At 65.6% G+C, this 25821-nt stretch carries 24 protein-coding genes; 3 read left to right on the top strand and 21 right to left on the bottom strand.

The genetic code is table 11. The annotated features are described in order from the left end of the window. Position 1: 1 nt before the first annotated feature. Genes KVT39_RS00260 through KVT39_RS00205 form a run of 12 tightly spaced genes read right to left on the bottom strand, consistent with a single transcriptional unit; the run spans position 2 to position 12300 of the window. The gene (locus KVT39_RS00260) at positions 2-1189 is read right to left on the bottom strand and encodes a beta-ketoacyl-[acyl-carrier-protein] synthase family protein (RefSeq protein WP_034179721.1); all 1188 of its coding nucleotides are present in this window, start codon (positions 1187-1189) and stop codon (positions 2-4) included. Next, the gene (locus tag KVT39_RS00255) at positions 1186-3591 is read right to left on the bottom strand and encodes an MMPL family transporter (protein ID WP_217587927.1); all 2406 of its coding nucleotides are present in this window, start codon (positions 3589-3591) and stop codon (positions 1186-1188) included. The genes KVT39_RS00260 and KVT39_RS00255 overlap by 4 nt, the downstream gene beginning before the upstream one ends. Then, a complete protein-coding gene (locus tag KVT39_RS00250; protein WP_034179723.1) occupies positions 3591-4265 on the bottom strand; it encodes an outer membrane lipoprotein carrier protein LolA in 675 nt (224 codons plus the stop codon). Before KVT39_RS00250 ends, KVT39_RS00255 begins: the two co-directional genes overlap by 1 nt. Beyond that, on the bottom strand, positions 4262-4684 hold the full coding sequence (locus KVT39_RS00245; protein ID WP_034179724.1) for a thioesterase family protein: 423 nt from the start codon (positions 4682-4684) through the stop codon (positions 4262-4264). The genes KVT39_RS00250 and KVT39_RS00245 overlap by 4 nt, the downstream gene beginning before the upstream one ends. Then, positions 4681-6288, bottom strand: coding sequence for a histidine ammonia-lyase (gene hutH / locus KVT39_RS00240; protein ID WP_034180094.1), 1608 nt, complete (start codon positions 6286-6288; stop codon positions 4681-4683). Before hutH ends, KVT39_RS00245 begins: the two co-directional genes overlap by 4 nt. Continuing rightward, positions 6275-7978 carry a glycosyltransferase gene (locus KVT39_RS00235; RefSeq protein WP_034179725.1) on the bottom strand — a complete coding sequence of 568 codons (1704 nt, stop codon included), beginning with the start codon at positions 7976-7978 and terminating at the stop codon, positions 6275-6277. Before KVT39_RS00235 ends, hutH begins: the two co-directional genes overlap by 14 nt. Continuing rightward, positions 7975-9666, bottom strand: a complete 1692-nt coding sequence (locus tag KVT39_RS00230; protein WP_034179726.1) for an AMP-binding protein — start codon at positions 9664-9666, stop codon at positions 7975-7977. Before KVT39_RS00230 ends, KVT39_RS00235 begins: the two co-directional genes overlap by 4 nt. Next, entirely contained in the window at positions 9663-10280 is a 618-nt protein-coding gene (locus KVT39_RS00225; protein WP_235212448.1) for a hypothetical protein, read from the bottom strand. Before KVT39_RS00225 ends, KVT39_RS00230 begins: the two co-directional genes overlap by 4 nt. A gap of 14 nt (positions 10281-10294) precedes the next feature. Then, on the bottom strand, positions 10295-10546 hold the full coding sequence (locus KVT39_RS00220) for an acyl carrier protein (protein WP_034179728.1): 252 nt from the start codon (positions 10544-10546) through the stop codon (positions 10295-10297). Positions 10547-10549: 3 nt separating this feature from the next. Continuing rightward, the gene (locus KVT39_RS00215; RefSeq protein WP_034179729.1) at positions 10550-10849 is read right to left on the bottom strand and encodes a phosphopantetheine-binding protein; all 300 of its coding nucleotides are present in this window, start codon (positions 10847-10849) and stop codon (positions 10550-10552) included. Further along, entirely contained in the window at positions 10824-11618 is a 795-nt protein-coding gene (locus tag KVT39_RS00210; protein WP_034179730.1) for a 1-acyl-sn-glycerol-3-phosphate acyltransferase, read from the bottom strand. The genes KVT39_RS00215 and KVT39_RS00210 overlap by 26 nt, the downstream gene beginning before the upstream one ends. Continuing rightward, entirely contained in the window at positions 11602-12300 is a 699-nt protein-coding gene (locus KVT39_RS00205) for a beta-ketoacyl synthase chain length factor (protein WP_034179731.1), read from the bottom strand. Before KVT39_RS00205 ends, KVT39_RS00210 begins: the two co-directional genes overlap by 17 nt. A gap of 497 nt (positions 12301-12797) precedes the next feature. Here KVT39_RS00205 and KVT39_RS00200 point away from each other — a divergent pair, with 497 nt between their 5' ends. Together KVT39_RS00200 and KVT39_RS00195 are read left to right on the top strand one after the other, a co-directional pair. Continuing rightward, positions 12798-13385, top strand: coding sequence for a YigZ family protein (locus tag KVT39_RS00200; RefSeq protein ID WP_034179732.1), 588 nt, complete (start codon positions 12798-12800; stop codon positions 13383-13385). A 264-nt stretch (positions 13386-13649) separates the two neighbouring features. Beyond that, positions 13650-13940, top strand: coding sequence for an H-NS family nucleoid-associated regulatory protein (locus KVT39_RS00195; RefSeq protein ID WP_034179733.1), 291 nt, complete (start codon positions 13650-13652; stop codon positions 13938-13940). A 55-nt stretch (positions 13941-13995) separates the two neighbouring features. Here the strand turns inward: KVT39_RS00195 and ppk2 are convergent, their stop codons facing one another. The 7 genes from ppk2 to KVT39_RS00160 form a co-directional block, all read right to left on the bottom strand. Beyond that, a complete protein-coding gene (gene ppk2 / locus KVT39_RS00190) occupies positions 13996-14946 on the bottom strand; it encodes a polyphosphate kinase 2 (RefSeq protein ID WP_034179734.1) in 951 nt (316 codons plus the stop codon). Positions 14947-15041: 95 nt separating this feature from the next. Next, entirely contained in the window at positions 15042-16427 is a 1386-nt protein-coding gene (locus KVT39_RS00185) for an OmpW family protein (RefSeq protein ID WP_034179735.1), read from the bottom strand. A 4-nt stretch (positions 16428-16431) separates the two neighbouring features. Further along, a complete protein-coding gene (locus KVT39_RS00180) occupies positions 16432-17727 on the bottom strand; it encodes an HlyD family secretion protein (RefSeq protein ID WP_034179736.1) in 1296 nt (431 codons plus the stop codon). A 12-nt stretch (positions 17728-17739) separates the two neighbouring features. Next, on the bottom strand, positions 17740-18744 hold the full coding sequence (locus tag KVT39_RS00175; RefSeq protein WP_034180095.1) for a hypothetical protein: 1005 nt from the start codon (positions 18742-18744) through the stop codon (positions 17740-17742). Continuing rightward, positions 18741-20861: a peptidase domain-containing ABC transporter gene (locus KVT39_RS00170; RefSeq protein WP_034179737.1), complete on the bottom strand. Its 2121-nt coding sequence runs from the start codon at positions 20859-20861 to the stop codon at positions 18741-18743. Before KVT39_RS00170 ends, KVT39_RS00175 begins: the two co-directional genes overlap by 4 nt. Positions 20862-20993: 132 nt before the next feature. Further along, positions 20994-21179, bottom strand: a complete 186-nt coding sequence (locus tag KVT39_RS00165; RefSeq protein ID WP_034179738.1) for a hypothetical protein — start codon at positions 21177-21179, stop codon at positions 20994-20996. 222 nt (positions 21180-21401) lie between these two features. Then, positions 21402-21575 carry a hypothetical protein gene (locus tag KVT39_RS00160; protein ID WP_175748526.1) on the bottom strand — a complete coding sequence of 58 codons (174 nt, stop codon included), beginning with the start codon at positions 21573-21575 and terminating at the stop codon, positions 21402-21404. A gap of 401 nt (positions 21576-21976) precedes the next feature. On the opposite strand from KVT39_RS00160, the gene KVT39_RS00155 reads away from it, so the two are divergent. Beyond that, positions 21977-23278, top strand: a complete 1302-nt coding sequence (locus KVT39_RS00155; RefSeq protein ID WP_235212449.1) for a TolC family protein — start codon at positions 21977-21979, stop codon at positions 23276-23278. Between the two features lie 144 nt (positions 23279-23422). Here the strand turns inward: KVT39_RS00155 and KVT39_RS00150 are convergent, their stop codons facing one another. Both KVT39_RS00150 and KVT39_RS00145 read right to left on the bottom strand, forming a co-directional pair. Continuing rightward, entirely contained in the window at positions 23423-24586 is a 1164-nt protein-coding gene (locus KVT39_RS00150; protein ID WP_051983622.1) for a polysaccharide deacetylase family protein, read from the bottom strand. A gap of 50 nt (positions 24587-24636) precedes the next feature. Further along, positions 24637-25794 carry a YfaP family protein gene (locus KVT39_RS00145; protein ID WP_051983645.1) on the bottom strand — a complete coding sequence of 386 codons (1158 nt, stop codon included), beginning with the start codon at positions 25792-25794 and terminating at the stop codon, positions 24637-24639. Between the last annotated feature and the right edge of the window lie 27 nt (positions 25795-25821).

Below are 25821 nucleotides of genomic sequence, written 5' to 3'. Positions count from 1 at the left end.
GTCAGCTCCCCAGGATCAGGCTGGCATTGCTGCCGCCGAAAGCGAACGAATTGCTCATCACATACTGTCCCGATGCATCGCCGGCCAGCCGGCGTTCCGTTTGTACGAGATCCAGCGCCGGCAACACCGGATCAGCGTCGCCGTCCCAAACGTGCGCCGGCAGCGACACCCCGCGCGCGAGCGTCAACCAGCCGAATCCGAGTTCGGTCGCGCCCGCCGCGCCGAGCAGGTGCCCCGTGAGCGGCTTCGTTCCGCTCGCGGGTACGCCGGCGGGAAACACCCGCGCGGTCACGCGCGCTTCCATCTCGTCGTTCAGGCGCGTTGCCGTCGCATGCAGGTTCACGTAGCCGATCGCGGACGGCGTCACGCCCGCATCGGCGAGCGCCGCGCGCAGCGCGTCCTCGGCGCCGAGTCCGGCCGGGTCCGGTGCCGAGATGTGATGCGCGTCGCTCGATTCGCCGACACCGGCAAGCCGCACCGCGGCTTCGTCGCGGCTCATTACGAACACGGCCGCGCCTTCGCCGATGGTGATCCCGCATCGGTTACGGCTCATCGGGTTGGTCCGCGTCGGGCTGACCGATTCGAGCGACGCAAAGCCTTGCAACGTCATCTCGCACAGCGAATCCGCGCCGCCGACGATCACCGCATCGCACAGGTTCAGGCGCAGCAGGCGACGCGCCGCCGCGAACGCCTTCGCGCTCGACGTGCAGGCTGTCGACACCGTATAGGCCGGTCCTGCCAGGCCCAGCGCCGCCCGCACGAACGGTGCGGCGGTCCCGATCTCCATCTGCCGGTAATCGAATCCGGGCGGCATCGCGCCGGTCGCCGCTCGCTGCGCGAACGCGTCCTCGGCCGCGCGGATGCCGGACGTGCTGGTGCCGATCACGACGCCGATCCGGCGCGGCCCGTAACGCGCCACCACCGCATCGACGGCAGGCGCGATCTGCGCGAGCGCGGCCAGCAGCAGGCGGTTGTTGCGGCAGTCGAAATGCGTCAGTTGCGCGGGCGGCGCGATATCGAGCGGCGAGCGCACCTGCCCGACCCAGCCGCGGGAGGGTTCTGCCGCGTGCGGGCCCATGCCTGGCGACACGCCGGTGCAAAGTGCTGCGGCGATCTCGTCGACAGACCCGCCGAGCGCATTGACCATGCCGAGTGCCGACAGATAGACGGGCGCCTGTGTCGGGTTCATGCGCGATTCTCCGTATGGGACGGCGTCGCGAGCGGCGCGAACAGTACCGAAAACACGATGCCCAACGCGAGCGTCGTACCGAAGCTGCGCAATGCCGGCATCGCACTCACGCCCAGCATGCCGAACGACAGCAGCGTCGTCGCGGCGGACAGCAGCACACCGGTCCAGACGGCGCCGAGATCGGCCGCGTCCCGCATACACCCTTCGCGCAGGAACACCGCATAATTCGCGCCGACGCCGAGCACCAGCATCAGCGCGAGCCAGTTGAACAACGTCAGCGGCACGTTCGCATAGCCGAACACAGCCAGCGTCAGGCCGATCGCCAGCACGACCGGCAGCGTCGTCGCAAGACCGCCGCGCACGCCATAACGCCACGCCAGCAGACCGGCGACCACGACGAGCGCGCCGGCGAGCCACAAGCCGCTGTCGATGCGGTACGCACCGAACAGCCTCGACACGCTCGCGGCCTTGTCGACCCAAGTCACGCCCGGCAGGCCGCGTGCGATCGCTTCGAACGAAGCGACATCCGTCGCGTCGGCCCGTTCGGGAATCGCAATCGCTGCATACACAGGATCGCGCTCGCCCACCTTGCCGAGCCACAGATGGTGGAACGGCGCCGACCATTGCGCGGCCAGCCACGTATCGACGGACAGCGATGCCCGCCCGTCGCGAGCGAACGCGTCGATCCACTCGCGCGCGACATCGTCGCGGAATCCCGCTTGTTCGAGCGTCGCGCGCAACGCCGCCGGATCCGCGAACACGCGTTCGGCCAACACCGCGCGATTGCGCGCCTGCTGCCGCGCCGACGGCACGAATGCCGCGATCGACTGGACCCGGCCGGCATGCAGCGGCGCCAGCGACGCAACGAGCGAGGCCGATCGTTCGAGCACGTCGTCCGGTGTCGCACCCTGGACCACGAAGAATCTGGCCGTGTTCTCGAGGCCGACCGCCGCGCGAATTTCGCCCTCCTGGCGCACCAGGTCCGGATCGCGCTGGATCAGCAACTGGATGTCGTCGTCGCTACGCAGCGCGATCCAACCCGGCACCGCGACGAGCGCGAGCAGCACCGCGGCCGCCATCGCACGCCGCCCGCCCAGCACGGACCGCCAACCTGCCAGCACGCGCGCGGCACACGCGAACACGCGCGCGGGCGTTCGCTTCGGCGCCTGTGTGAGCATCAGCGGCAGAAACCCCGTCACGGCCGCGAACGCGGCCGCAATGCCGACCATCGCGAAGCAGGCGATCTGCTTCAGTGCCGGAAACGGCACCCACATCAGGATCGCGTAGCCGAGCAGGCTCGTCGCGAGCGCGACCGCGAGCGCAGGTCGCACGGCAGCCGCGCCCCGTCGCGCGTCCCATTGCTTTCCGGCGGATAGATGAACGACGAAATACTGGATCGAATAATCGACCGCTTCGCCGATCAGGCTCACGCCGAACACGAGTGTCAGCAGATGCAGCTTGCCGAACACGAGCAGCGTCGCCGCGAGTGCGCAGGCGATGCCGAACGCCGTGGATGCAAACGCCAGCACCAGCAGGCGCGGCGTGCGGAACACGCTCGTCAGCAGCAACGCGATTCCGACGAGCGACACTGCGCCGATCACGTGCACGTCGCGCTCCGCGCTCGCGCGCGCGGCTTCCGCGTAAAACACCGCGCCGGCACGATCGATTCGCGCGCCCGGATAATCCGTGCCGACCGAGCGCTCCGCATCGGCGGTCGCGTTGCGCACCGCCCGCTGGACTTTCGATTCGTATGCCGAACCGGCCAGCGACGTCATCACGAGCACCCCCGTGACACCGCCGCGGTGCGACACGAGCATGCCGTCCTCGAGCGCGAGATTCGACGTTGCCAGCGGCAGGCCCGCGAGCCAGTGCTGGAGCCAGCCGAACGGATCGTCCGCGACGGCGGTCGGCAGGCCGTCGGCCGGCGGCCCGTAAAGTCGCCGGGCCAGCCGGTCGGCAAGCGCTGCGTCGCCTCGTTCGAGCGACGCGCGGTCGGCCTCGGTCAGCAATCCGAAGCGGGCCGGCAGATAGGTCGCCGCGATCCGCGACACGTCGAACGGGGGCACCTCGACCGTCACCGAGCGAAACGCGCCGCTGTGCGCGAGCCGGGCACCGAACTGCTTTGCGGCGGCTTTCGCGCGCGCGGCGTCGCGGTCGGTCACCAGATAGACGGTGCGGCCGCCGAGCATGTTGCCGATCGTCTCGACCGCCTTCTCGGCCACCGGATTCGCCTCGGTCGCGGGGAGCAGCGCCAGCAGGTTCGTCTGCAGCGGCGACGGCCCCATGAAACGCCAGATGCAGTAAAGCGCGACGACGAGTGCGACCAGCGCCCACGCGGCGCAGCGCAGCCGGCGCCGGGCAAGCCTGGCCGGGACGTCGATCGCGTCGCGCGTCTCGCTCATCAGCGCGTCCCCAGCCACGCGCGCTCGGCCGGCGCGGGACCATCCACCGGCGTTGCCCGCGTGAATTCGAGCGTGGTTACATTACCGTTCGCGAACGTCATGTCGAGCCGGCCGAGATACGTGCCGCCGCCCATCTCGATCGTGCGGACCGCCTGCGCGAGCTGCGGCTGGTTGGGTCGAAGGAGCATCTGCCAGCGTTCGCGCGTACCGCTCGCTTCGACGTCGAATTGCGCGTACAGCGCCGACAGATCGCCGCCGAGCATGTCTCTCATCATCCGCGACACCTGCGCGACGCCGCGGCCATTGCCGTTCGGTGCGACAAGCCTGCCATCGGCCCCGACTTCGCGCACGCCGCCATCGGTAATCACGTAGGTCGCCTGGTACGGCGTCCGGATCCGCCACACGACACCCGACGCTCGATCGAACAGCATCGAGCCCGTGCTGACGAGCGGCTGCTTCATCGCCGCGAGCGTCTGGGTCTGCCGAAAATCGGCGCGGATTGCGCCGACGCGCGCCAGCCTCGCCGCGATGTCGGACACGAGCGCGGTGTTCTCGGGCCGCGCCGCAGCCGGCGCTGTCGACGCGGCCGGAGCCGCGTGCGCAATACCCGCAACGAACGTCGCGCATGCGCCAAGCGCCGCGAGAAATCCCCGGTAGCCTCTGTTCGTCGTCATCGCACTTGCACCCGTTCGATCAACGCTGCCGGCGAAACGAACTGCAACTCTCGCGTCGAGGCGTCGATGGCCAGCTGGACCGTGTACCCTTTCGTCAGGCGCTCGCCCGACCCGGCATCGACGATTTCGTAGCCGATCCTCAGCCGGTTCTCGAATTCGAGCAGCGTCGTGCGCACGTCGAGCTGCTGGCCGTAAGCCGCCGGCCGCACGTACTTCAGGTGCGCTTCGACAACCGGCCACATGTAACCCGACGCCAGCATCGCCGGATAGTCGTAGTCGATCATCCGCAGCAACGCCGCGCGTCCGCTTTCGAAATACTTCAGATAGTGGCCGTGCCAGCAGACGTTCATCGCGTCGACGTCGTGAAACGGGACTTCGACACGGGCCGTCGCCGTCAGCGGCGCTCCAGGCGCACTCATGCGGCCTCCCTGCAAGACGATGCACCGATCGGCTCGCACGCGGCGAGCCGGGCAGTCAACGCGCGCAGCTCGGCCTCCAGCGGCCGATCCTCCACCACCAGCGGCGAACGGCTGCCCACGTCGTCGACGAACGCGCGCAGCACGGGCGACAGCTGCGTGCCGGCGGCATCCCGCTGGCGCAGCCGCACGGCCTGCACGGTCGCGAGCACATGCGCCGCTGCAACCTGCTCCGTCAGCGCGAGCACGCGCAGGCAATCGCGCGCCGCGATCGTGCCCATGCTCACCTTGTCCTGGTTGTGCGATTCCGTGGAGCGCGAGAACACGCTTGCCGGCATCGTGTGCTTCAGCGCTTCCGCCGTCCATGCGGATGCCGAGATCTGCACCGCCTTGAAACCGTGATTGATGGCCGCGCGATCGCCCGTTGCGCCGGTCAGGTTGCGCGGCAAGCCGTTGCTGAACTTGTCGTCGACGAGCAGCGCGAGCTGGCGATCCATCAGGTCCGCGAGATTGGCCACCGCCGTTTTCAGCGCGTCCATCGCGAACGCGATGTGACCGCCGTAGAAATTTCCCCCGTGCAGCACGCTGCCGTCGTCAGGATCGATCAACGGGTTGTCGTTGGCGCTGTTCAATTCGTTCTCGACATCGCGACGCACCCATGTCAGCGCATCGCGCGTCACGCCGATCACATGCGGCGCGCAGCGCACCGAATAGCGATCCTGCAGACGGTGCCCCGGCGTGTCGTCGCGACCGGCCAGGTCCGCGCGTATCCATGCCGCCGCGTCGGCCTGCCCTGCATGCGGCTTCGCGTCGAACAGCCGCGCGTCGAAGTGCGCGGCGCGGCCGTCGAGCGCGACGGTCGTCAGCGCGGTCAGGCGCGCGGCGATGCGCGTCAGGTTGTCGGCGCGCGCGAACGCGAGGCAAGCGAGCCCCGTCATCACCGCCGTGCCGTTCATCAGCGCGAGGCCCTCCTTCGGCGCCAGTTGCAGCGGCGCGTGGCCGATCGTGCTCCACACATCGCGCGCGTCGCATTCTGCGCCGTCGAACAGGACGGTGCGCTCGCCGGCCAGCGCGGCCGCGACATAGGACAGCGGCGTCAGGTCGCCGCTCGCGCCGACGGAACCTTCGGACGGAATCCGCGGCAGGATCCGATGATTCACGAGGTCGGCCAGCCGTTCGAGCAGCATGAATCGCACACCTGAATAGCCGAACGCGAGCGAATTGAGCCGCGCGGCGACGATCGCCAGCGTCTGCTGCGCATCGAACCAGTCGCCCATCCCGCATCCGTGATAACGCGTCAACTGCAGCGGCAGCGCCTCGACGAGCGACGGCGGCACGTCGACAACACATGCGTCGCCGTATCCGGTGGTCACGCCATACAGGATCCCGCCACCGGCGAGGTAATCGCGCAGCCGCGCGGCGCCGCGCTCGATGCGCTCGCGCCAGCCGATGTCCGCATTCAGCTTCACCGGTGCGCCGGCGCGGGCGATTGCGACGACATCCTCGATGGTCAGATGCCGCGCGCCGATCACGACCGGCGCATGGGCCGTTTCGGACCGCGCCGCGGCAGGCGTGTGCAATTCGTCGGTCACGTTATGTTCGGCCATGCGGACCTCCATCGGGCCGCGCCCAGAAATCGAAGAAATTGAACCATTGGTAGGGAGCCTTGCGGCAGTAATGCTCGAGCCGTTCGGCATAGCGCTGCGCCCATGCGGCCACGTGTCCCGAGCGTTCGCGGCGCGGCAGCTCGATGCGTTCGGCGAACGGTTCGAAGTAGAGCCGATGACCGCGCCCTTCCTTGAGGCAGAAGAACAGGTAAACCGGGCATTCGAGCGCGTGCGCAAGGATGTACGGGCCCTGTGCAAACGGCGCGGCGGCATCGAGAAAGCACGCATCGACCGTCTTGCCCGCATCGTGCGGCGGCACGCGATCGCCGACGATCACGAGCAGTTCGCCCGCATCGATGCGCGACTGCATCATCAGCGCCGTGTCCGGCCCGAAATCCGTCACCTGGACGAGTTGCTTGCCGAAATCCCGGCTCGTCTTCGCCAATATCTCGTTGAAGCGCTGCGCGTGTTCCGTATAGACCACCGCTGTCACTTTCGTATGCGCGTCGCGCAATGCAAGCGCCCGCGTCATCTCCAGATTGCCGAGATGCGCGCCGATCACGAGCGCGCCGCGCCCGCTGGCGGCCAGGGCATCGAACGCCGACGCGTCGTCGAAGCGCACGTCGAATTCATCGAGGCGGCCGGACCACGCGACGAACTTGTCGAAGCTCGATTGCGCGAACGCGAGCATGTGCCGATACGCGGTGCGCCAGCCCGGACGCGGTGCCGCGCCGCCCGCCTCGCGCAGGCGTGTGAAATAGGCGTTCGAAGCGACGCGCGCGGTGCGGTTGGTCAGCACGAAGTAGCCCACGATCAGATACAGCCACATCGACGTGATGCGCGTGCCGAACCAGCGGCAGCTCAACGCCAGCAGCGCCATCCCGACGCGGCTGCCGCGTTCCGGCATGCGCCACCACGACTGCGCCCCGCCCGCGCCCGGCGCGCCGCGCCGCCGGTACAGCCGACGCGCGATCAGCAACGGTGCGCGCGCCAGCATGCCCAGCGCCAGTCGCGTATGGCTCGCGCTGATGCGCACGTTGTCGCGCAATACATCGAAATGCGACACGCCGTCTTCCGGATAAACGACACGCGTCGGAATCGTCCTGAACGTCAGGCCGCGCCAGTGAAGCCGTACCAGCACCTCGCTGTCGAACGCCATCCGCTTCGGCATCGGCACCGCGTCGATCAGTGTGCAGACCCCATCGACCGGATAGAGACGGAATCCGCACATCGCATCGGGAATATCCAGCGACAGCGTCTCGATCCAGACCCACACGTGCGTCAGATAGCGACCGTACAGGCGGGCTTTTGGCACGCTTGCATCGAAACATGGACGGCCGAGCACGACCGCGTCCGGTTCCGCTTGCGCGGCCGCGACGAACTTCGGCACATCGGCCGCGTCATGCTGCCCGTCGGCGTCGATCTGGATCGCATGCCGATAACCGCGGTCGCGCGCCGCGCGCAATCCGGCCATCACCGCCGCCCCCTTGCCGCCATTCGCCGGCAGCCGCAGCAAGGTCATGCAGTCCGCATACCGCACGGCCAGCCCGGCCAGTGTCTGCTGCGTCGGCCCGTCGCTGCCATCGTCGACCACGATGATCGGCAGCCCGTGCACGGCAAGCCGCGCGAGCGTATCGCCGATCGCGTCGCGATGGTTGTAGATCGGGATGACGATACAGACGCCGGTCATTGCACCGCCTCGCCATAAACGAGCGTACCCGACGTGCATTCGCGCGCGCCGCGCCGGAACGCAAAACGCACGCAACCGCGTGCCGGATCGTGCGCGAGGCGCAGCGCGAGCACGGCGCCCGGCGGAACCGGCGCCTTGAACTTCAGATGATCGATCGAGCGGACCGCGAGCGCCGTATCGAACGCGCGGCCGGCAAGCCGGGCGGCCCAATCGATCTGCACGACGCCGGGGAGAATCGGCATGCCGGGGAAATGACCGTCGAAATGCGCGAGCGCCGCCGGCACGCGCAGCTCGTAATGCAGGCTGTCGGCGTCGCGCCACTCGGCCAGCAGTTCAAAACCCTCCGCCGTCGGTGCGAACGCGGCCGCGAGCGCCGACGCCGGCAGCTTGCCGCGCGCATCGAACGGCATCGTGCGGCGGAACCGCCAGTAGCGAGGCAACGCGGCCGCATCGAAATACTCGCCGAGATCGTGCCGCAACATGGCAGCGAGTGCCACGCGGCCGTCTGCCTTCAATATTTGTCGGCCGGTGTCCGTCAATACTGCGACCACGCCGATGTGTGCGCGCGACGTGCCTTCGACGACCGTCGCCGCGGCCTGTCCGATGTACGGATGCAGGAGAATCCGCGTTTCGAGTTCGGGCAGCGACACACGCTTGCCATCGAGCTTCACCACGCGATCGCGACGCCCCGTCAATTCGAAACGTCCGTGCCGATCGAAGCGCGCGGCATCGTCGGTGCGATGCCAGTCCTCGTGACCGAGATGCGCAGAGCGCACGATCAGCGCGCCGTCGTCGTCGCGACGCACATCGATTCCCGCCATCGGCTGCCACGCACTCGTCAGATCCTGACGGCGCCACGCGATGCCGCCCGTCTCGGTGCTGCCGAATATCTCGAACGGCGCGGCGCCGAAGGCCGCCGAATAAACCGACGCCGTTTCCGCCGGCAACGGGCCGCCCGACGAGAAGAACAGGCGCGGCGCGGGATCCTGCATCGGAAAACCCGGCAATGCCGGCCAGCGCATCAATTGCGACGGGGTCGATATGACGATGGCGTCGCCGTATGCCGCGAGCCGCTGCTGCAGTTGCTGCGGTTCGAGCACCGACGCGCGGTCGAACGCGCGCCCGACCGCCAACGGCCACAGGATTCTGAAAAGCAGTCCGTAGATGTGATGATGCGGAACGCTCGACAGCGCGACCGCCGCGCCGACCTGCCCGCCCCATTCGCGTTGCAGCGTCCGTACCTCGGCATCGAACTGCGCCAGCGACTTGCGCACCGGTTTCGCGGCACCGCTGCTGCCCGATGTGTAGAGCGTGATCGCCGCGTCCGGTGCGATCGCGCGCCCAGCGGCCTCGATGCCCCCCACGTACTCGCGCGCGCATTCCGCCAGCGCCGCCGCGTCGAGCAGCAGATCGTACGCGTGCGCGAGTTCGTGCAAGTAACCGGGAGCCGCACTGGCCGGAATCACCGTTTCGTTAGCCGTCGCCATCGCGGCGAAGAACGCGCATGCGAAATCGTATGGATCGTCGACACAGACCGCGACGCGACGCGCACCGGCGGCTACGATCGTTCGCGCGATCGCTTCCGTACGGGCGCGCAAGTCGGCCAGCGTGAAATATGCGCCACCGTCGCGGCAAATGATCGTAGCCACGTCCGCGTCGGCGCGCAGAAGGTCGCACAGCGCCATCATGCGACGTCACCCCCGCCGGAGCGCGCCGTTATGAACAAGCGACGCCAGAGCCATTCACCGGCGAGCAACGCACCGATCAGCACGTACACGATCGCGCCGTTATAGAGCGCCCACGCGGACCGACTCCAGTACAGCGCCGTATAGATGGAAAACCCGCCATTCACGATGAAGAACGCACACCAGATCTGCGTGACACGCCGCGTATAGCGAACGATCGTCCGGCTCGGCTCGGGATACCGCAGCCGCGCGAATTTCTCGATCATCGTCGGGCCGCGCTGCAGCGTCGCGCCGAATGCAACCAGCAGGCCGGCGCTCACGCACGCCGGATAGAAACGAAGCAGCCGCTCGCTGTCCGTCACGGCGATCGCGAGCGACAGGACGGTCAATGCACCTGCCACGCACCAGTCGTGCGCGGAGAGCCGCTTGAGCGCCATCGCGAGCGCCCCTTTCCCGACCGTGCGCTGCACCCACAGCAGCACGAACAGCAGGCAGCCGACATAGCGCGGCGTCAGCATCTGCCATGCGAACAGGATGACGAGCGGATACGCGAGCGCCAGCGCCACTCGCGCTGCAACACCGACCCAACGCGGCCGGACAGTGCCTGTCACTCGCATATGCGCAACCGATGTCATCCGGCGCGTGCAAGCAACGCGTGAACCGCGGCAATCACGTCGCCGACGGTTCGCACCGACTTGAACTCTTCCGGCTTGATGCGCTGGCCCGTCATTTCCTGAAGCTTGATGGCGAGATCGACTGCATCGATGCTGTCGAGATCGAGTTCGTCGAACAGATGCGTATCGGCAGTCACGCGCTCCGGTTCGATCGCGAAGTTCTCGTGAAAGATGGCGCGGATGCGCTCAAGGATTTCTGCGTCGGTCACGTGTCACACCCCTTTTGCCGGCACGGCTTCCTGCGGCGCGTGATGCGCCTGCTGACTCACGATGAACGCGGCCAGCGTATTGATCGAACGAAAATGCGCCTTCGCGTGCTCATCGTTCGCCGCGATCGACAGTTGAAATTTTTTGCGCAGCATGATCCCGACTTCCAGTGCATCGACCGAATCCAGTCCGATTCCGTCGGTCGAGAAAAGCGGCACGTCGTCACCGATATCGTCGATGGTCATGTCGTTGAGATCGAGCATCTCGATCAGAAGCTGCTTAATTTGCAGTTTTAAAGTATCCATGCCGAAACAGGTGTTGGGTAATGTGCGTTTCCACTTCGTGCGCGATAGTGCGGGCTGCGATCGACGGCGCCACAGCGCCGCCAGTCAATCCATCCGTATTCATCGGATCGAGCACGTCGATCCGCATGCGGAATGCGCGCGACGGCACGTGATACCAGCGCAGCGTCTTGGTGAATACCGGCGGATCGCAATCGATCAGCACCGGCAGGATCCGGACGCGCGACTGCAGCGCCATGTGCGCGAAGCCGCGCGAAAACGCGTGCAGACGGTCGCCGCCGGGGCTGCGCGTGCCCTCGGGGAAGATGATCATCGTGTAGCCGGCCGCCAGTTGCCGCGCGCCGGACTCGACCAATTCGACGGCATCGGCGTTGCTCACGTATTCGGCCGCCCGGACGATACCCCAGAAGCATGGATTGCCCCAGTGTCCGCGCTTGACCACGCAGCATGCTTTCGGCGTCAACGACAACAGCACCATCACGTCGAGCCAGGTCGGATGATTGGCGACGACGATTGCCGGACCATCTTCGACAAGGCGCGATACGCCGGACACCTCCAGCCGCATCACGCCGATGCGTTGCAGCAATGCGACCAGCAGACGAAAGAAGTAATGGATAACAAACGTTACGACTCGCTGACGCGAGCGGCGATGCGGCCACAGCGCCGCGGCGGTGATGGCGACCAGCGAGAAAACCGATCCGCACAGCACGAAGAAGGCCAGGCTGGCACCGGTCGCGAAGAGCCGCCAGCCGAAATCAAGCCGCGCGATCATGCCAGCTCCAGCGCCAGTACGCGTCGCCGCCGCGCCATGTCGTGGCGACACGTTCGGCCAGGCAATGCCGGACCGCCGCGCTCTGCGTATCGGCCTCCACACCGCCTGCCGTCGGCGAATCATTTGCGCAGTCGATCGCGACGTCGCAGGTCAAGTAGCCGGCCGGCGCGGTCGCGTCGACCAGGATCGCGATTCCCCCGCTTTGCGGATCGTCCCCGACATCGCCGTAGACAGCGTCGGCCGGCTCATGCGCATGAACGAGCAGCACCGGCGACACGGAAGAGGTTTCGTATTGGCAGAATGCCTCAAGCAGCGCATAGCCGAGGGTTTCGTGCCCGGCGGCAACTGCCGTCGCAGGCGATCGGTCGCGACGGGCGATACCGAAGATGCCCGTGACCGCATTGAGTACCGACAGGCTGAAGGCCGTCGGAGAAACCGGCTCACCGGCCTGAATTGCATCGAGAATGGTTGTCGTGCGCGCCAGTTCGCCGTGGCGTGACGCAAATACCACGCGCAATGCCCCCGTCACGTCCGCACAGTCGCAAGCGGCCTGCAGCGCGAGCCGCGATAACCGGCTCAATCGACGACGCACCATCGGATCGAGGGCTTCGACGCCCGGCACCCCCGCGGTCGAAATCGACGTCCATCTGGCGATCGGCATGGTCCAATGCAAATCAGCCATTATTATTCTCGATTAGACTTGTTTTCTTTGGGGTTTTTCGTATTCCGCGTCACCGGGTGTCCGACGGCCGATTGCTATTTTCGGCCGAAACGCGCAGACAACACGGCATGCCCATCGGGAAAATAAAGGAAAATCGCCGGACAACGCAGCAGCCGGATTATCAATCAGCATTACTTAACCACCGGCATTCCGGTGGGGCCGAACTGTAACAGACGTGTTACAAAAAATCAACATCGGACGGCGGTGAATCCGGGGCATTTAATATGGTTTGTCAATCGGCCAAAATTTCGCCTCGTCCAATATTGTTCATGATAAGCAACGCGCACCACGCGCCGGTTCGGCCGAGCATAGGCCGGAAGGCAATTCGCGGTGAGATAAAATGCGGAGCACACCGAGTATCCGCCGGCCGTTTGACGGTCCGCCGACGCCCGCCATTTCAGCCGCACCTCAAAATTGACTGCCGTGACCCCGATGCTGGATCGCACGCCCTCCCTTCGATGAGTTATACGCTCGCCACCGCCACCACCCGGGAGCTCGAGATCCGCAAGAGCCGCTTCATCGCGCACGCGATTCCCGTCGACGACCGCGACGCCGCGATGCAGGTGCTGCAGCGCCTGCGCAACGAGCATCCGACCGCCACCCACGTTTGCTGGGCGTTGCTGGCGGGTGGCCAGTCGGGCATGTCGGATGACGGCGAGCCGTCGGGCACCGCGGGCCGGCCGATCCTCGAAGTGCTTCGCCATCACGATCTCGACGGCGTGCTCGGCGCGGTCGTGCGCTACTACGGCGGCGTGAAGCTCGGCGCGGGCGGGCTGGTGCGGGCGTACACCGATGCGATCGCATCGGCGCTGCTCGATGCCGAGCGCGTCGAACGCATCCGCCAGACGCGGCTCGCGATCGAGATCGGCTACCCCGAGGAGGCGCGCGTGCGCCGCTGGATCGAACAGGCCGGGTATGAACTGGTGGACAGCGCGTACGGGATGACGGTGAAGCTCGTGATCAAGCTGCCGGAGACCGCCGAGGCCGATGCGAGAACCGAGCTGTTCGACCTGACGCAGGGGCGGTCGGGGTTTCCGGAGCTGTAAGAACTGACGCGCCTCCCCCGCCTCGCCATCACGGCCTCATGCAAATTCAGCTGAAAATTCAGATACGTCCGATAGAAAAACGGCGCACCGAATCTTAATCTCTCCGGGTTCCCGGCGACACGCTCCGCAAATGCCTTGCCGGCAGGCCGGAGCACGCAGCGTGAGATGCGCCTCCGGCCAACGCAGTACGCCATGGCCGGGCGTGCTGCCATGCAGCTCATCACGCGTCGCCAATAATCAAATCAGCCACGGGATAACGGACGCATGCAGCAAATCCAAAAACTGCAAGCCCAGCTTGCAGAACTCGATCAGCGCATCAAGGCGGCACGGTGCCGCGAACGCAATGTGGTGCTGGAGCAGGTGCGCGGACTCGTCACGAGCTACGCGCTGACCGCACGTGAAATCTTCGGTCACGGTTACAGCGACCGCGCGAAGCTGTTCACCGTCGGCGTGAAGTATCGCGACCCCGTGTCGGGCGCAACGTGGAGCGGGCGCGGCCGCGCACCCGCATGGATTGCCGGACGCGACCGGGCCGCCTTCCTGATCCGGGAGTAACGCGCGCCGCCTTGCGCGGCTCGCCCCTCGGCGCCGCCCAAACCCGCCCGGCCGCTCAGTAAATATCCGGCACGATCATGTTGTCCGGCACCGGCCGGCGGATGTAATCCTCGTGATGCTCGCGCTGCGGCAGATCGATCGTCGGGCGCGGCACGTCGTGATACGGCACCTGGCCCAGCAGGTGGTGGATGCAGTTCAGCCGCGCGCGCTTCTTGTCGACCGCCTGCACGACCCACCACGGCGCCTCGGGAATATGCGTGCGCTGCAGCATCTCTTCCTTCGCGGCCGTGTAGGCCTCCCAGCGGCGGCGGCTTTCGAGGTCCATCGGGCTCAGCTTCCACTGCTTCAGCGGATCCTGGATCCGGGCCTGGAAGCGCACCTCCTGCTCGTGATCCGTGATCGAGAACCAGTACTTGACGATCTGGATCCCGCTGCGCACGAGCATCTTCTCGAACTCGGGCACCGAACGGAAAAACTCCTCGTACTCGTCGTCGGTACAGAAATTCATCACGCGCTCGACGCCCGCCCGGTTGTACCAGCTGCGGTCGAACAGCACGATCTCGCCGCCGGCCGGCAGATGCGCGACATAGCGCTGGAAGTACCATTGCGTGCGCTCGCGGTTGTTCGGCGCGGGCAACGCGGCGACCCGGCAGACGCGCGGGTTCAGCCGCTGCGTGATGCGCTTGATCACGCCGCCCTTGCCCGCCGCATCGCGCCCTTCGAAAATGACGATGAGCCGGTGCCCGGTGGTCATGACCCAGTCCTGCAGCTTCACGAGTTCGCCCTGCAGCCGGAACAGCTCGCGGAAATACTCCTTGCGCGCCTCGCGACGCTCCAGCGAGAACAGCAGGTCCTCGCCGTTGTCGAAGCGGCGGTCGTCGAGCTCCATCTCGAGCTCTTCGTCGTAAGCATCGACGAGGTCTTCCTCGAAGCGGCGCTGACGCGTCTCCATCGATTCCATATCGGTGAGGTTGTCGGTCTCGGTGCGGGTATCGTTATCGCCCATGGGGCCTCCTTCCATCATTGACGCAGCCTAACTCGGCCATTATCTCAGTGTCGCGCGTCAATTTGATGAAAACCGCCTGGCCAGGCCCTGGCCCGTCAGAAGCGGAATGCGAGCAGCACGCTGGCCAGCACCGGATTCGCCGAAATGTCGAACGTGTTCGATGCGAGCGCCCGGTTCGGCTGGCTGATGTCGAGCGTAATCTTCGTACGCAACGGGATGTAGGTCACCATCCCGGTGATCCAGAACTGGCGTGTGATCTGGTAGCTCGCGCCGACGGTGAACACGGGCTCCCATACGCTCTTCACCTTCGCGGATACGTTGGTCTTCCCCGACAGCAGCAGGTCGCCGCCGGCATCCCAGATCCGCTGGAACAGCGCCGGATCGAGCAGCAGCGACTGCAGGCTGCCGATGTCCGCACCCGCCGCGAGCAGCCCGCCGAGCGACGCGAGCTTGCGCTGGAACACGGGGTTCAGGTTCGTATTCGTAAAGCGCGTATAGCTGACGCCGATGCCCGCGAACGGACGAAAACGATCGTCGCGCTCGCCGAGGTAGTACTTGAACACGACGGACCCGAGCCAGGCGCGCGTGGTCGCGAGCGGGTTGCTTTGCGTGTTCGCGAGATCGATCAGCGGAAAGCGCCCGTGGACGCCGGAAAAAATCCGGTCGAGTGGCAGCGCGATGCTGCCGCGCCCGCGCAACGTCAGCACCGGCGGAATGCCGGCGCCGAGTTCGGCCGCCCAGTTCTCCGAGAAGAAATGCGTGAGCGTGAACGCCAGCGTGTTCGTATTGCTGAGCGACAGGCTCGACCCCTGATTCTGGAAGCTGTTCAGCCCGAGCGCATCGGTCTGCGTCGTCACGGGCGTCGATCGGCCGGTCGTCGCGACGAAGTGCCAGCCGAGGCCGACCATGTTGCGGTCGTCGCCCATCAGTTGCTCGAGCAACGGCGGCGCCTGGGCCGCCGGCAGATCGGGCAGCCGCGACGGATCGACTGGATGCAGCTCGTACGGCATCCGGTCGGCGCGAACGACGCCGCGCGCGGGTGCCTCGTTCGCCGCATCTTGCGCGGCGGCCGGATCGCAGCCGGCAACCGCACCGCCCTCGTCGAAGCCGATGCCGTCCGTGCCGTCGTCGTGCGCTGCCGCGCATACGCGCCCCGCCCCGTTGACACGCTGCCCGAGTGTGATCTTGCGCGCCGTCAGCGGTACGGCAGGCTGCGGCGCATCGACCGAACCGTCACGCGCGCCGCGCGCCGGCCCGGCATCGGTCGCCCACGCGCTCGCATCGAACCCGTCCGCATCGCCGCCCGGCCAGAAGCCGATCCCGTCGGCGCCGGCCTGCCAGCGTGGCGTTGCGTCGCCGTCCGGCTGCGGTGCACCGTGCGCGGCAGCCGCGCACGCGAACAGCGTCGCGCCGAGCCAGCGCGACAGCGGATGCGCGGCGCCCGGCCGCGTACGGTGGCGGCACGTGTCGCGAAGCGTCATCGGCTCAGGCCGGCACGCCGAACAGGCGCCGGCGGATCCGGTACAGCGGCTCGAACAGCCATTCGAGCAGGCTGCGCCGTTCGAGCACGATGTCGGCCTTCAGCATCATCCCGGCCCGCAGCGGCAGCGGCCGCCCGTCGAACGACGGCGCACGGTCGGCCAGCTCGACCCAGGTCTTGAAGTAGGTCTGCGGCGTGGCCGTATCGCCCGGCAGGTTCAGCTCCTTCGCCGAGAACGCGACGGGCGAGATCGACAGCACCTTGCCGCGATACGTACCGAACTTCTCGACCGGATAGCTTGCGTACGCAACCTTCACCTCCTGCCCCTTCTTCACGAAGCCGGCCTTCGACGACGGAATGTAGACCTCGGCGATCAGCCCGTCGGCCTTCGCGGGCAGGATCTCGACGACGCGCGTGCCCGGCGGGTCGATCACACCGCCCTGCACGACGTCGAGCCGCACGATCTGCCCGTCGGCCGGCGCATACAGCACCTGGTTCACGTTCTCGTCGATGTTGTATTCCTTCGCGTTCAGTTCCTCCTGCTTGATCTTCAGTTCCGCGTTCGCGCCGTCGTATTTGCTCTGCATCGTGTCGAGATCGCCGCGCAGCTTCATCGCATTCTTCGCGAGTTCGGCGCGGCGCAGCAGCAGGTCCTGGTATGCCTGCCCGGCCTGCAGGTACTGCGTGTTGACCTGGTTGTACTGTTCGAGCGTCACGACCTGTTCGTCGAGCAACTGCTTCACGCGCGCGCGCCGTTCGCCGTACTCGTCGACGATGCGCTTCTGGTCCTGGATCTGCCGGTCGATCAGCCCGCGGCTCTCGCCCTGCGCGGCGATCTGCTGGTTGATCTGCTGCACCGACGACCGGTATTCGAGCCGCGCTGCGTCGATCTGCTGCGTCACCTCGACGCGCTGCCGGTCGAGTGCCGCACGCATCCCCTGCACGTTGTTCGCCTGGCTGACGAAGCTCGTGTCGCGCGTCACCGCCAGCAGCCGCTGGCCGGCCTTCACGTGCTGGTCCTTGCCGACGTAGATGTCGCGCACGGCCCAGCCCGGCGGCGCACTGACGCCGATCAGCCCCGAACGCGGCGTCAGCAACCCCGACACGCTCTCGGTATTTGCGTAACTCAGTTCGACGAGCGCGGTCACGAACATCGCGAACATCGCCAGCGACAGGTAGCAGAAGAACCGCATCGACACCGGCACGTCGACGACGCCGTGTATCACGGTGCCAAAGGTCGTGCCGCGTGCGAGTTTGCGCGACGGCTTCTGTTCTCGGAGGGTGGAGTTCCAGGTCGGCATGGGGCAGGCTCGTCAGGAGCGACGCCGCGCGGCCGCATCGAGCAGCGGCGTCGGCATCAGGTAAGGCGTGAAGTGTTCCCAGAAATGCCACTGCTCGGGCTGGCGTACGAGCGCCTGCTCGAGACGGTCGACGATGCGCTGGTGCGTCGCGCGCACGGGCGACGCATCGTCGTCCGCGCCGAGCATCGGCGCGAGCGGGCTGGCCGCGAGTTCGGTGAAATGCACCGCGCAGCGATCGCGGAACGGCACGCCCGTCGCGTACGAGACGAGCAGCGGAATCCCCTGCTCGACCGCGAGCTTCACGCCGCCGCCGGCCATCCGCACCCAGCGCCCGCCAAGCCGGCAGCGGTTGGTCTTGCCGAATTTGCCGTGCAGGTCCGAGAACAGCAGGAACACGGGTGCCTCGCGCCGCAGGCTCGTGATCAGCCTCCGCAGGTGTACGCGTTCCTCGATGTCGATGAATTCGACCTCGCCGGCGCCGTATTCGGCGACGAGCCGCAGCGCATCGTCGAAGAACGCGCCCGGTGCGTCCCGGTGCAGGATCACCATCAGCTTGCGGTCGTCGGGAATCATGAAGCGCAGCTTCGTGACGAACAGCATCAGGTTGCCGAAGTGCAGCCCCGCGAGCATCAACGGGCCGCCGCGCGCGAGCGCCGCCTGCAGTTGTTCGTCGCCTTCGCATGCCATGCCGTCGATCATAGTCTTCATCGATTCGAGGCTGTGCGTGCGCAGCTTGAGCCCTGCGAATTCGGCCTCGAACAGCTCGCGCACGATCGCCGCCGACACTTCCCGCACACGCCCCGGATCGTCGTTCAAGTGTCCGCTCAGCATGTGCGCGACCGCGCGTTCGATCGATTCGCGAATGCACGGAAAACAGCGCAGGCACACCCCCGAACACCAGCGCATCAGCCGCAACCCTCGCGCGGGCGACGTGTGCAGCGCGACGGCACGCACCGCGCGCCGCACCAGGAACGCATACGAGAACGGATTGAGCAGAAAGAGTCGCCCGAGCATCACCGTGCCTCCTCGATCGCGCGCCACTCGTGGGTCGCATCGGTCAATACGCCGTCGTGCATCCGGTAGATCCGGTCGACCATCGACAGGATCGACGCATCGTGCGTGACGAGCACGATCGTGCACGGCAGCGTCAGCACGTTGCGGCAAATCTCGTGCGTCGTCGCCTGGTCGAGGTTCGATGAAAATTCGTCGAGGATCAGCAGGCGCGGCTCGCAATACAGCGCCCGCGCGATCAGCAGCCGCTGCATCTGGCCGGCCGACAGGAATTTCTGCGTATCGCCGAGCGGCGTGTCGTAGCGATGGTCGAGCCGTTCGATCTCGTCGTGGATGCACGCGAGTTTCGCCGCCTCGAACATCGCGCCGATCCGCGGCGCCGGCGCAAAATTCGTGATGTTGTCGCGGATCGTCCCGCGAAACAGCTGGTCGGACTGCGTGACGGCCGCAAGATGCTTGCGGTACTGCCGCAGGTTCACTTCCGCGAGATCGACACCGCCGACGAACAGCGTGCCGGGTTCGGGCCGGACCAGCCCGCAGATCAGGTTCAGCAGCGTCGTCTTGCCGCTGCCGGTGCGGCCGACGATCGCAATCTTGCCGCCGGCCGGCACGTCGAGCGCAATGTCGCGCAGGATCGGGCGGTTGCCGCCCTTCGGCGTATACGACAGCGCGCGGATCGACAGCGCGCCGTCGAAACCGTCGACCGGCAGCACGACCGCATCCGGCGCGGGCTCCTCGGTCTCGGTCTGCAGCACGTCCGCGACGCGGTCCATGTGAACCTGCAGCACCTTGCGGCGCACATAGAGCTGGATCGAATCGATGAACTTGTCCGCGAACAGGTTCTTGTACTGAATGAACGCGTAGATCACGCCGATCGTGCTCTGGCCGTGCATCACGAGCCACGCGCCGTACGTGACGATCACGAGCTGCTCGACGTGCACGATCCCCTTCGACACCGCATCGAACAGCAGTTGCAGCCGCTCCTGCTGGCGCATCGCCTGCAGCTTCTGCGTGAATGCGTTGATCCACAGGCTGCTTCGCGCGGTCTCGGCCGACAGCAGCTTGATCGAATGCGCGGAACGGATGTTCTCGATCAGCAACGCATCGGCCTCGGCGCCGCGCGTGAGGATCTGCGACATCGCGTCCTGAAGCTGCGGCTGGATCGCGAGCCGGCTGAGCGCGAACAGCACCATCCCGGCGAGGCTGATGCCGGCCAGCACGGGGCTGTAGTACAGCATCAGCACGAGCGTCAGCGTGCAGGTAACGATATTGAGCAACCCGCCGACCAGGCCGTCGACGAGAAACCGCCCGACCTCCGACACCGACGACACACGCGAGATCGAATCGCCGGTGTTGTGGAACAGGAAATAGCCGATCGGCAGCCGCGCGAGATGCCCGACCATGTTCGCCGACAACTGCTGCGACACGATGTTGCGCAGGTAGCTCTTGATGTTGCCGACGAGGTTCGCGTACAGCGTATCGAACAGGAACACGATCGCGAACAGGATCGTGAGCAGGTACAGGATGTCGACGTCGGTCTTCTTCAGCGCCTCGTCGATCGTCAGTTGCACGTACGACGGGCCGAGCAGCAGCAGGAGCTGCGCGGCGACGCCGCCCGCGATGCCGATCGCGAGGCTCTTGCGGATGCCGGTCAGCCCTTCGAGGTAGTCGCGCAGCCGGATCCGGTCGGCCCGCCCCGCATGCGTGAAGCCGATGTCCGGATTCAGTTCGAGCGCATAGCCGGTGATGTGCGTGAGCGCCTGTGCGAGCGGCAGCTTCGTCTCGCCGAGCGCGGGATCGACGATGTGCACGCTGCCGTAGCCGACCTTCGTCAGCACGACATAGTGGTTCATCCCCCAGTGCAGGATGCACGGCGTCTTGAGCGCATCGAGCTCGCCGGCGTCGAACTGCAGCCCGCGCGCACGCAGGCCGAGGTCGTTCGCGATCTCCATCAGGTCGAAGAACGACAGCCCGGAATCGATCCGGACCGGATAGCGGTTGCGCAGCGTGCGCAACGTCGTTTCGCGCCCGTGCCACGACGCGATCATCGCGAGGCAGGCCAGGCCGCACTCCGTCACCTCGTCCTGCAGGACCGGACGGACTTTACGCGTATTGAAGAGCATGGTCGGGCACCCGGGGCGCGACAACGCGACGCCGGAGCCTGCCGATGCAGGCCCGTGGCAGGTCGTGCGCGATACGCATGGGCGCAGCCGACGCGCAGCCGGCTGCGACGAAAGATCGGTGTTGCCGGCCGCTCAGCGCGACGAGCCGAGCGATATCCGGAACTGTTCGACGGCGCGGGTCTGGTACTGGGTCATCAGGCCCTGCAGCGTGGACCCGATCGACTGGTTGACGAGATCGACCGTATAGGCGGCCGAATTGGAGTAAAGCGACGCGCCACCGCGAATCTGGCGGGCCTGGTCTTCCGTGATGTCTCGCATTTTTATGGCCTTTATATTTTCGGAATGCTTGCAGCCGTCAGCCAATTGCAAACTCTACGGCCGTTAACTTTATTACGGGGGTAATCCGGCACTCCCGCCTCCCGACAATCGCCCGAAAAGAAATAGTCATTTCTGATCCGATTTATTCCGGTTGCGGCGATCGATTCCTTTCCTGCTGTTCCGCGGCATTTCGCGCGGGGGGCGCCTCCCCGCGCACGGCGGTTACTTGCCGGTGTTATTGAACGTCTTCGGGTTCTGCAGGTAATTGCCGAGGCTCGGCAGGAACTGGCCGAGCGCAGTCACCACCGGCGCGGCGTCAACGGCGAGGCTACCGATCGAGCTGATCGCACCACCGCCATGCACATTCCTGACCTGCTCCGTCGTCATGACCTTCATCATTATCTCCTCGTAAAAAATAAAGACGATGCAAAGCACCTTCATTGAAATGCCAACGGCTTTTAATCCCGAGCGACTTATTAATCTAATAATCACTGCGATTGCGAGCCGAAATCAGGCTATCATGCGGTCGCATCGGAATTCAATGGAGGACACACTCTTACAGGCGCGTTTTCCGATGCGCTGCGGGTAGCAATCATTCACGCTGTTTGAATTTCAATTTCAAAACGTTTAAATCCCGCCGCAATGCATTGCGGCATGGGCAGGAGACGGAGACGGCCATGTTTGAAACGAGGCGCGCGAATCGCGGATCGGCGATGCAGGATGCGGGTATTTCCCGATCACGATTTCTGACTAGGTGGAATTCCCCACTTGCAACCGTGACACTGTTCACTGTAACGATGGCAGGCATGTCTGCGAATGCGCATGCGTTCTGCCTCGACACCGCTTACCAGTACGCGGTCGTGCATGATCCGCGCTACCTGCAGGCGCGCAGCGAATACGATGCGGCCCGCCAGAAATTCCCCGAGGCACGCGCGCAGATGCTGCCGCAGGCCGCCGCGCAACTCGAATGGGGGCGCTACGGCACGCATGCGAACCTGTTCGGCATCGACGTCAGCGGCTCGAGCAATGCCGCGTACGGTTCCGCGCAGGTCACGCAGGCACTGTTCAACGTGCCCTACCTGTACGACATGCGGCGCGCGACCGAGTACGAGGAATCGGCGAAGCAGAAGCTCGAGGTTGCGAAGCAGGACCTGATCCTGCGCGTCGCGAATGCGTGCTTCGACCTGTTGAGCGCGCGCGAGAAGCTGCAATCGGCCGATGACGAAGTGAGCGCGCTCACGCGGCTCGAAAGCGATACGCGGCGCATGGCACAGCTGGGGATGAAGACGATCGGCGACACGGCCGAGATCGAGGCGCGCCGCAGCCTCGCGCAATCCGACGAGGCGCTTGCGCAGACCGACGTCGACGCACGCCGCGCGCGCTACGAGACGCTGCTCGGTTCGACGATCGATTTCTCGCGCTGGCCGCGGCTCGCGATGCGCGGGTCGTCGCCGCGCATTCCGTCCGGCGACTACGCGCCGCAGGACAACCCCGCGTACCGGCAGGCCTATCGCGATGTCCAGGTCGCGCGGCTCGCGGCGAAACGCGTCAGCGCCGAGCACCTGCCCACCGTCGACCTGTTCGCGTCGTATTCGCGCGGGCTCAATCCGAACCTGCGCGGGCTCACCGATCGCTCGGACTTCCATCAAAGCGCGTTCGGCGTGCAGGTGACGATCCCGATCTTCTCCGGCGGCAGCGTGTACTACCGGCAGGTGGAGGCCGAGCACGTGACCGAGCAATACCGTAACCGGCTGCGCGAGGTCGAGGAGCAACTGGGCACCGATCATCGCGAGGCGCTGTCCGCGCTCGAATCGGTCGGCAAGCGCATCCGAGCGCTGCAGCAGTCGCTGCAGGCCGCCCGGCTCGCGTACGATTCGTCGATGAAGGCGCATCAGGTCGGCTACAGCACGACGTACGAAACGCTGAACCTGCGGCGCGACATCTCGGGCATCCGGCAGAAACTGTTCGACAGCTATCTCGATGCGCTGAAGCTGCAGTTGAAGCTGAAAAGCGTGCTCGGCACGCTCGACGAACAGTCGCTGGCGGCGGTGGACAGTTTTCTCGAAAGCAATGCGGCGGGACGCGTGCGCGTGGAGTGACGGTTGCGGCGCTTATCGGGTCGCGGCGTCCAGCGCCGTGTGCGTCGCTTCAGTTGTTGCATGCGGTTTCGCGTCGCGACCGTCGACGCCGCTCAAAGTGTCGAAGTCGGCAGACTGGCCCTGGACGAACGGCATCGCGGCACATCAATCATCGAACGAGCCGCGGACGCGTCCATACGTATGACAGTCAACCCATTGGAGGCCTGTTCCGCTTGTCTGTTCGACCAGCCACGGCACAACGGCCCACGCCTTCGCGTGGATGTCGTGAAACAGAATGACGCCGCGACGCCAGAGGAGCATCAGAGTCAACACTCGCTGCTTGACCTGATCGGCGTCCATCTTGCTGTTCCAATCTTGCGAATCGATGTTCCACAGCGCCACACGCAAGCCTTGGGCATCAAAGAACGCGCCGCTGTCAGCGCGACGCTGACCATACGGAGGGCGAAACAGTGGCACATAACTGGAAGGCAAGCTGCTGCTGACAAGGCCAATGCTGCGCGTAACCGAGTCCTGCCATTGCGGCCATGCACTGTGCGACTTGTGTTGCCAGCCGTGCGAGCCCACGCACATACCCTGGTAGGTGCGAGAAAGTTCCCCGGGTGCATTTTGCTGCAATCGCGCCTGCAACGGTTCGCCTAGCACGAAAAAGGTGGCACTGAGATGTTGTTTGCGCAGCGTATCCAGCAACTTGTCGGTGTTGCCGCCACTTCGGGTGGGTCCATCGTCGAAGGTGAGCAGGAAATGCCGGTCGGCCAATTCGTCGCCGGTCAGTTCGCTGGGCGAATAGGTCGCCACTTCGCTGCTGGTGCGCTGGAACAGTGACGCGAGACGCAGCAACTCGTCCAGATAGGTGCGGTGGAACCGCTGAGACGCCGCGAACCACGCGGCGTAGCGATCGTCGGAGGCGTGCGTGAAAGCCGCCGCCGCCTTCCTGAACGCCGTCTCGTCGAGCGGACCAAGGCAGAACGGTTCGTCCCGCAAACAATGGACCGATGCCAGTGTGTAATTCGCTGCCAGACGGCGCCAATATATCGTGCGCACACGATCGAGCGCGTCTTGGTCGAATTGCGTGTGCTTGAGTTTGAGCCGATCGCGCAGCATGCCGTCGCCGTCACGCTCGCTCTCGCTCTCGCTCAACGCGTGCGCAAAGCTAAGTACTTCTGCGCGCGAGGCACGGTCGAATCCCGCGGCGGAAGCAACGGAATCCGGCCAGAGACTGCGGTCGACAGACGCGACTGCGCCTGGGCCGGCAGCCTGAGCCAGACCGGCCATCGCCAGCAGACTAAACACGGCAAGGCGTTTATGCATATGCGGAACTCTCAGGGGAACCAGCCCCCCGCCCGCGGGGGGCTGGTTGATTACATACGCGCGCTGACGCGCTCGATGGCCTTGTCATAAACCGCATTGTTTTTTTCGCGCTTGGCCGCCTGGTAGTTTTCCAATGCGCTGGCAAACTGCCCGGCGGACTCGTACATCCGGCCGATGTTGTAGTGGGAACTCGCGCGTACCGTAGCGGCAGTGGCTCCACTAGCGAGTGCAATTGCCTTGCGGTTGGCCCAGATCGCCTCGGCACTGCGCCCCGCCTTTTGATAGGCCAGGCCGAGGTTGCTATAAGCCTGCCCGTAATTCGGATCCTGCTCGATAGCCTGACCGTACAGAACGATCGCCTCGTCCAACTGACCGTTGCGATAGGCATTTTCACCGGACTGATTGAACGCGCGTGCGCGTACGGAATCGATCGGAGCCTGATTGTCAGCCACGACACGGTTACGTTCATCGCCGATATCAGCGAGCGTGTTCAGGACATCTTCGGCGTCCACTCTCACACCGCGCATCGTATTGACGTCCTGGAACTCGCCAGCGCCAGTGATGCGAAACACGGTCCACAGATTGCCCGACTGATTTCGCGGCACATAGTAGGTGCGTACCAGCGATTCGCCTACATAGACGAACACTTTCGCCTGACTCTGCGACAGCGCCATCGTGCTCGGGTTGTCGCGGTCGGTATAGTCGTGCACCGCATACACATAGGTTTCGCCGTCACGCTTGCGCTCGAGCGTGACAGTCTCCGGGCCATAGCCATCGGTGTCGTCGACATCGAGGTTCGCATTGGCGCCACGCTTGCTTCTGAAGTATATGTGGTTGCCCGGATAGGCCATGTGCGAATCAAGATCCTGCGGCGTCGCGCCCCAAGTCAGCACCACACGCAGACCGTCCAGGTTGTGCATCACCGGACTCAACGCATAGGTAAGACCGGTGCAGGGGCATTTGGCGACGAGATTCGAATAACCTCCCTTCTTGATGATGATCAGCGACGCTCCGTCGGTCAGCGCACCGGCATCAATCGACACCTGCCCCTGCGCGTCCGTCGTGGCGGTAATCGACTGCTCGCCGTTCTTTTGCAGAATGACCGACGCGCCGGCTATCTTCTGGTCTTTGACGGTGGCGCTTAGTACCTGCACGCGGGATTCAGCGGCGTGGGCACCAACCGTGACTGACAAGGTCAGAACAGCCATGAAAAATCCAATACGACTTATCATTTT

The organism is Burkholderia sp. GbtcB21, from assembly GCF_019091065.1.
Lineage (GTDB): Bacteria > Pseudomonadota > Gammaproteobacteria > Burkholderiales > Burkholderiaceae > Burkholderia > Burkholderia pyrrocinia_C.
The sequence above is the reverse complement of the archived record's forward strand: the minus strand, read 5'-3'. Positions and strand labels throughout refer to the sequence as shown.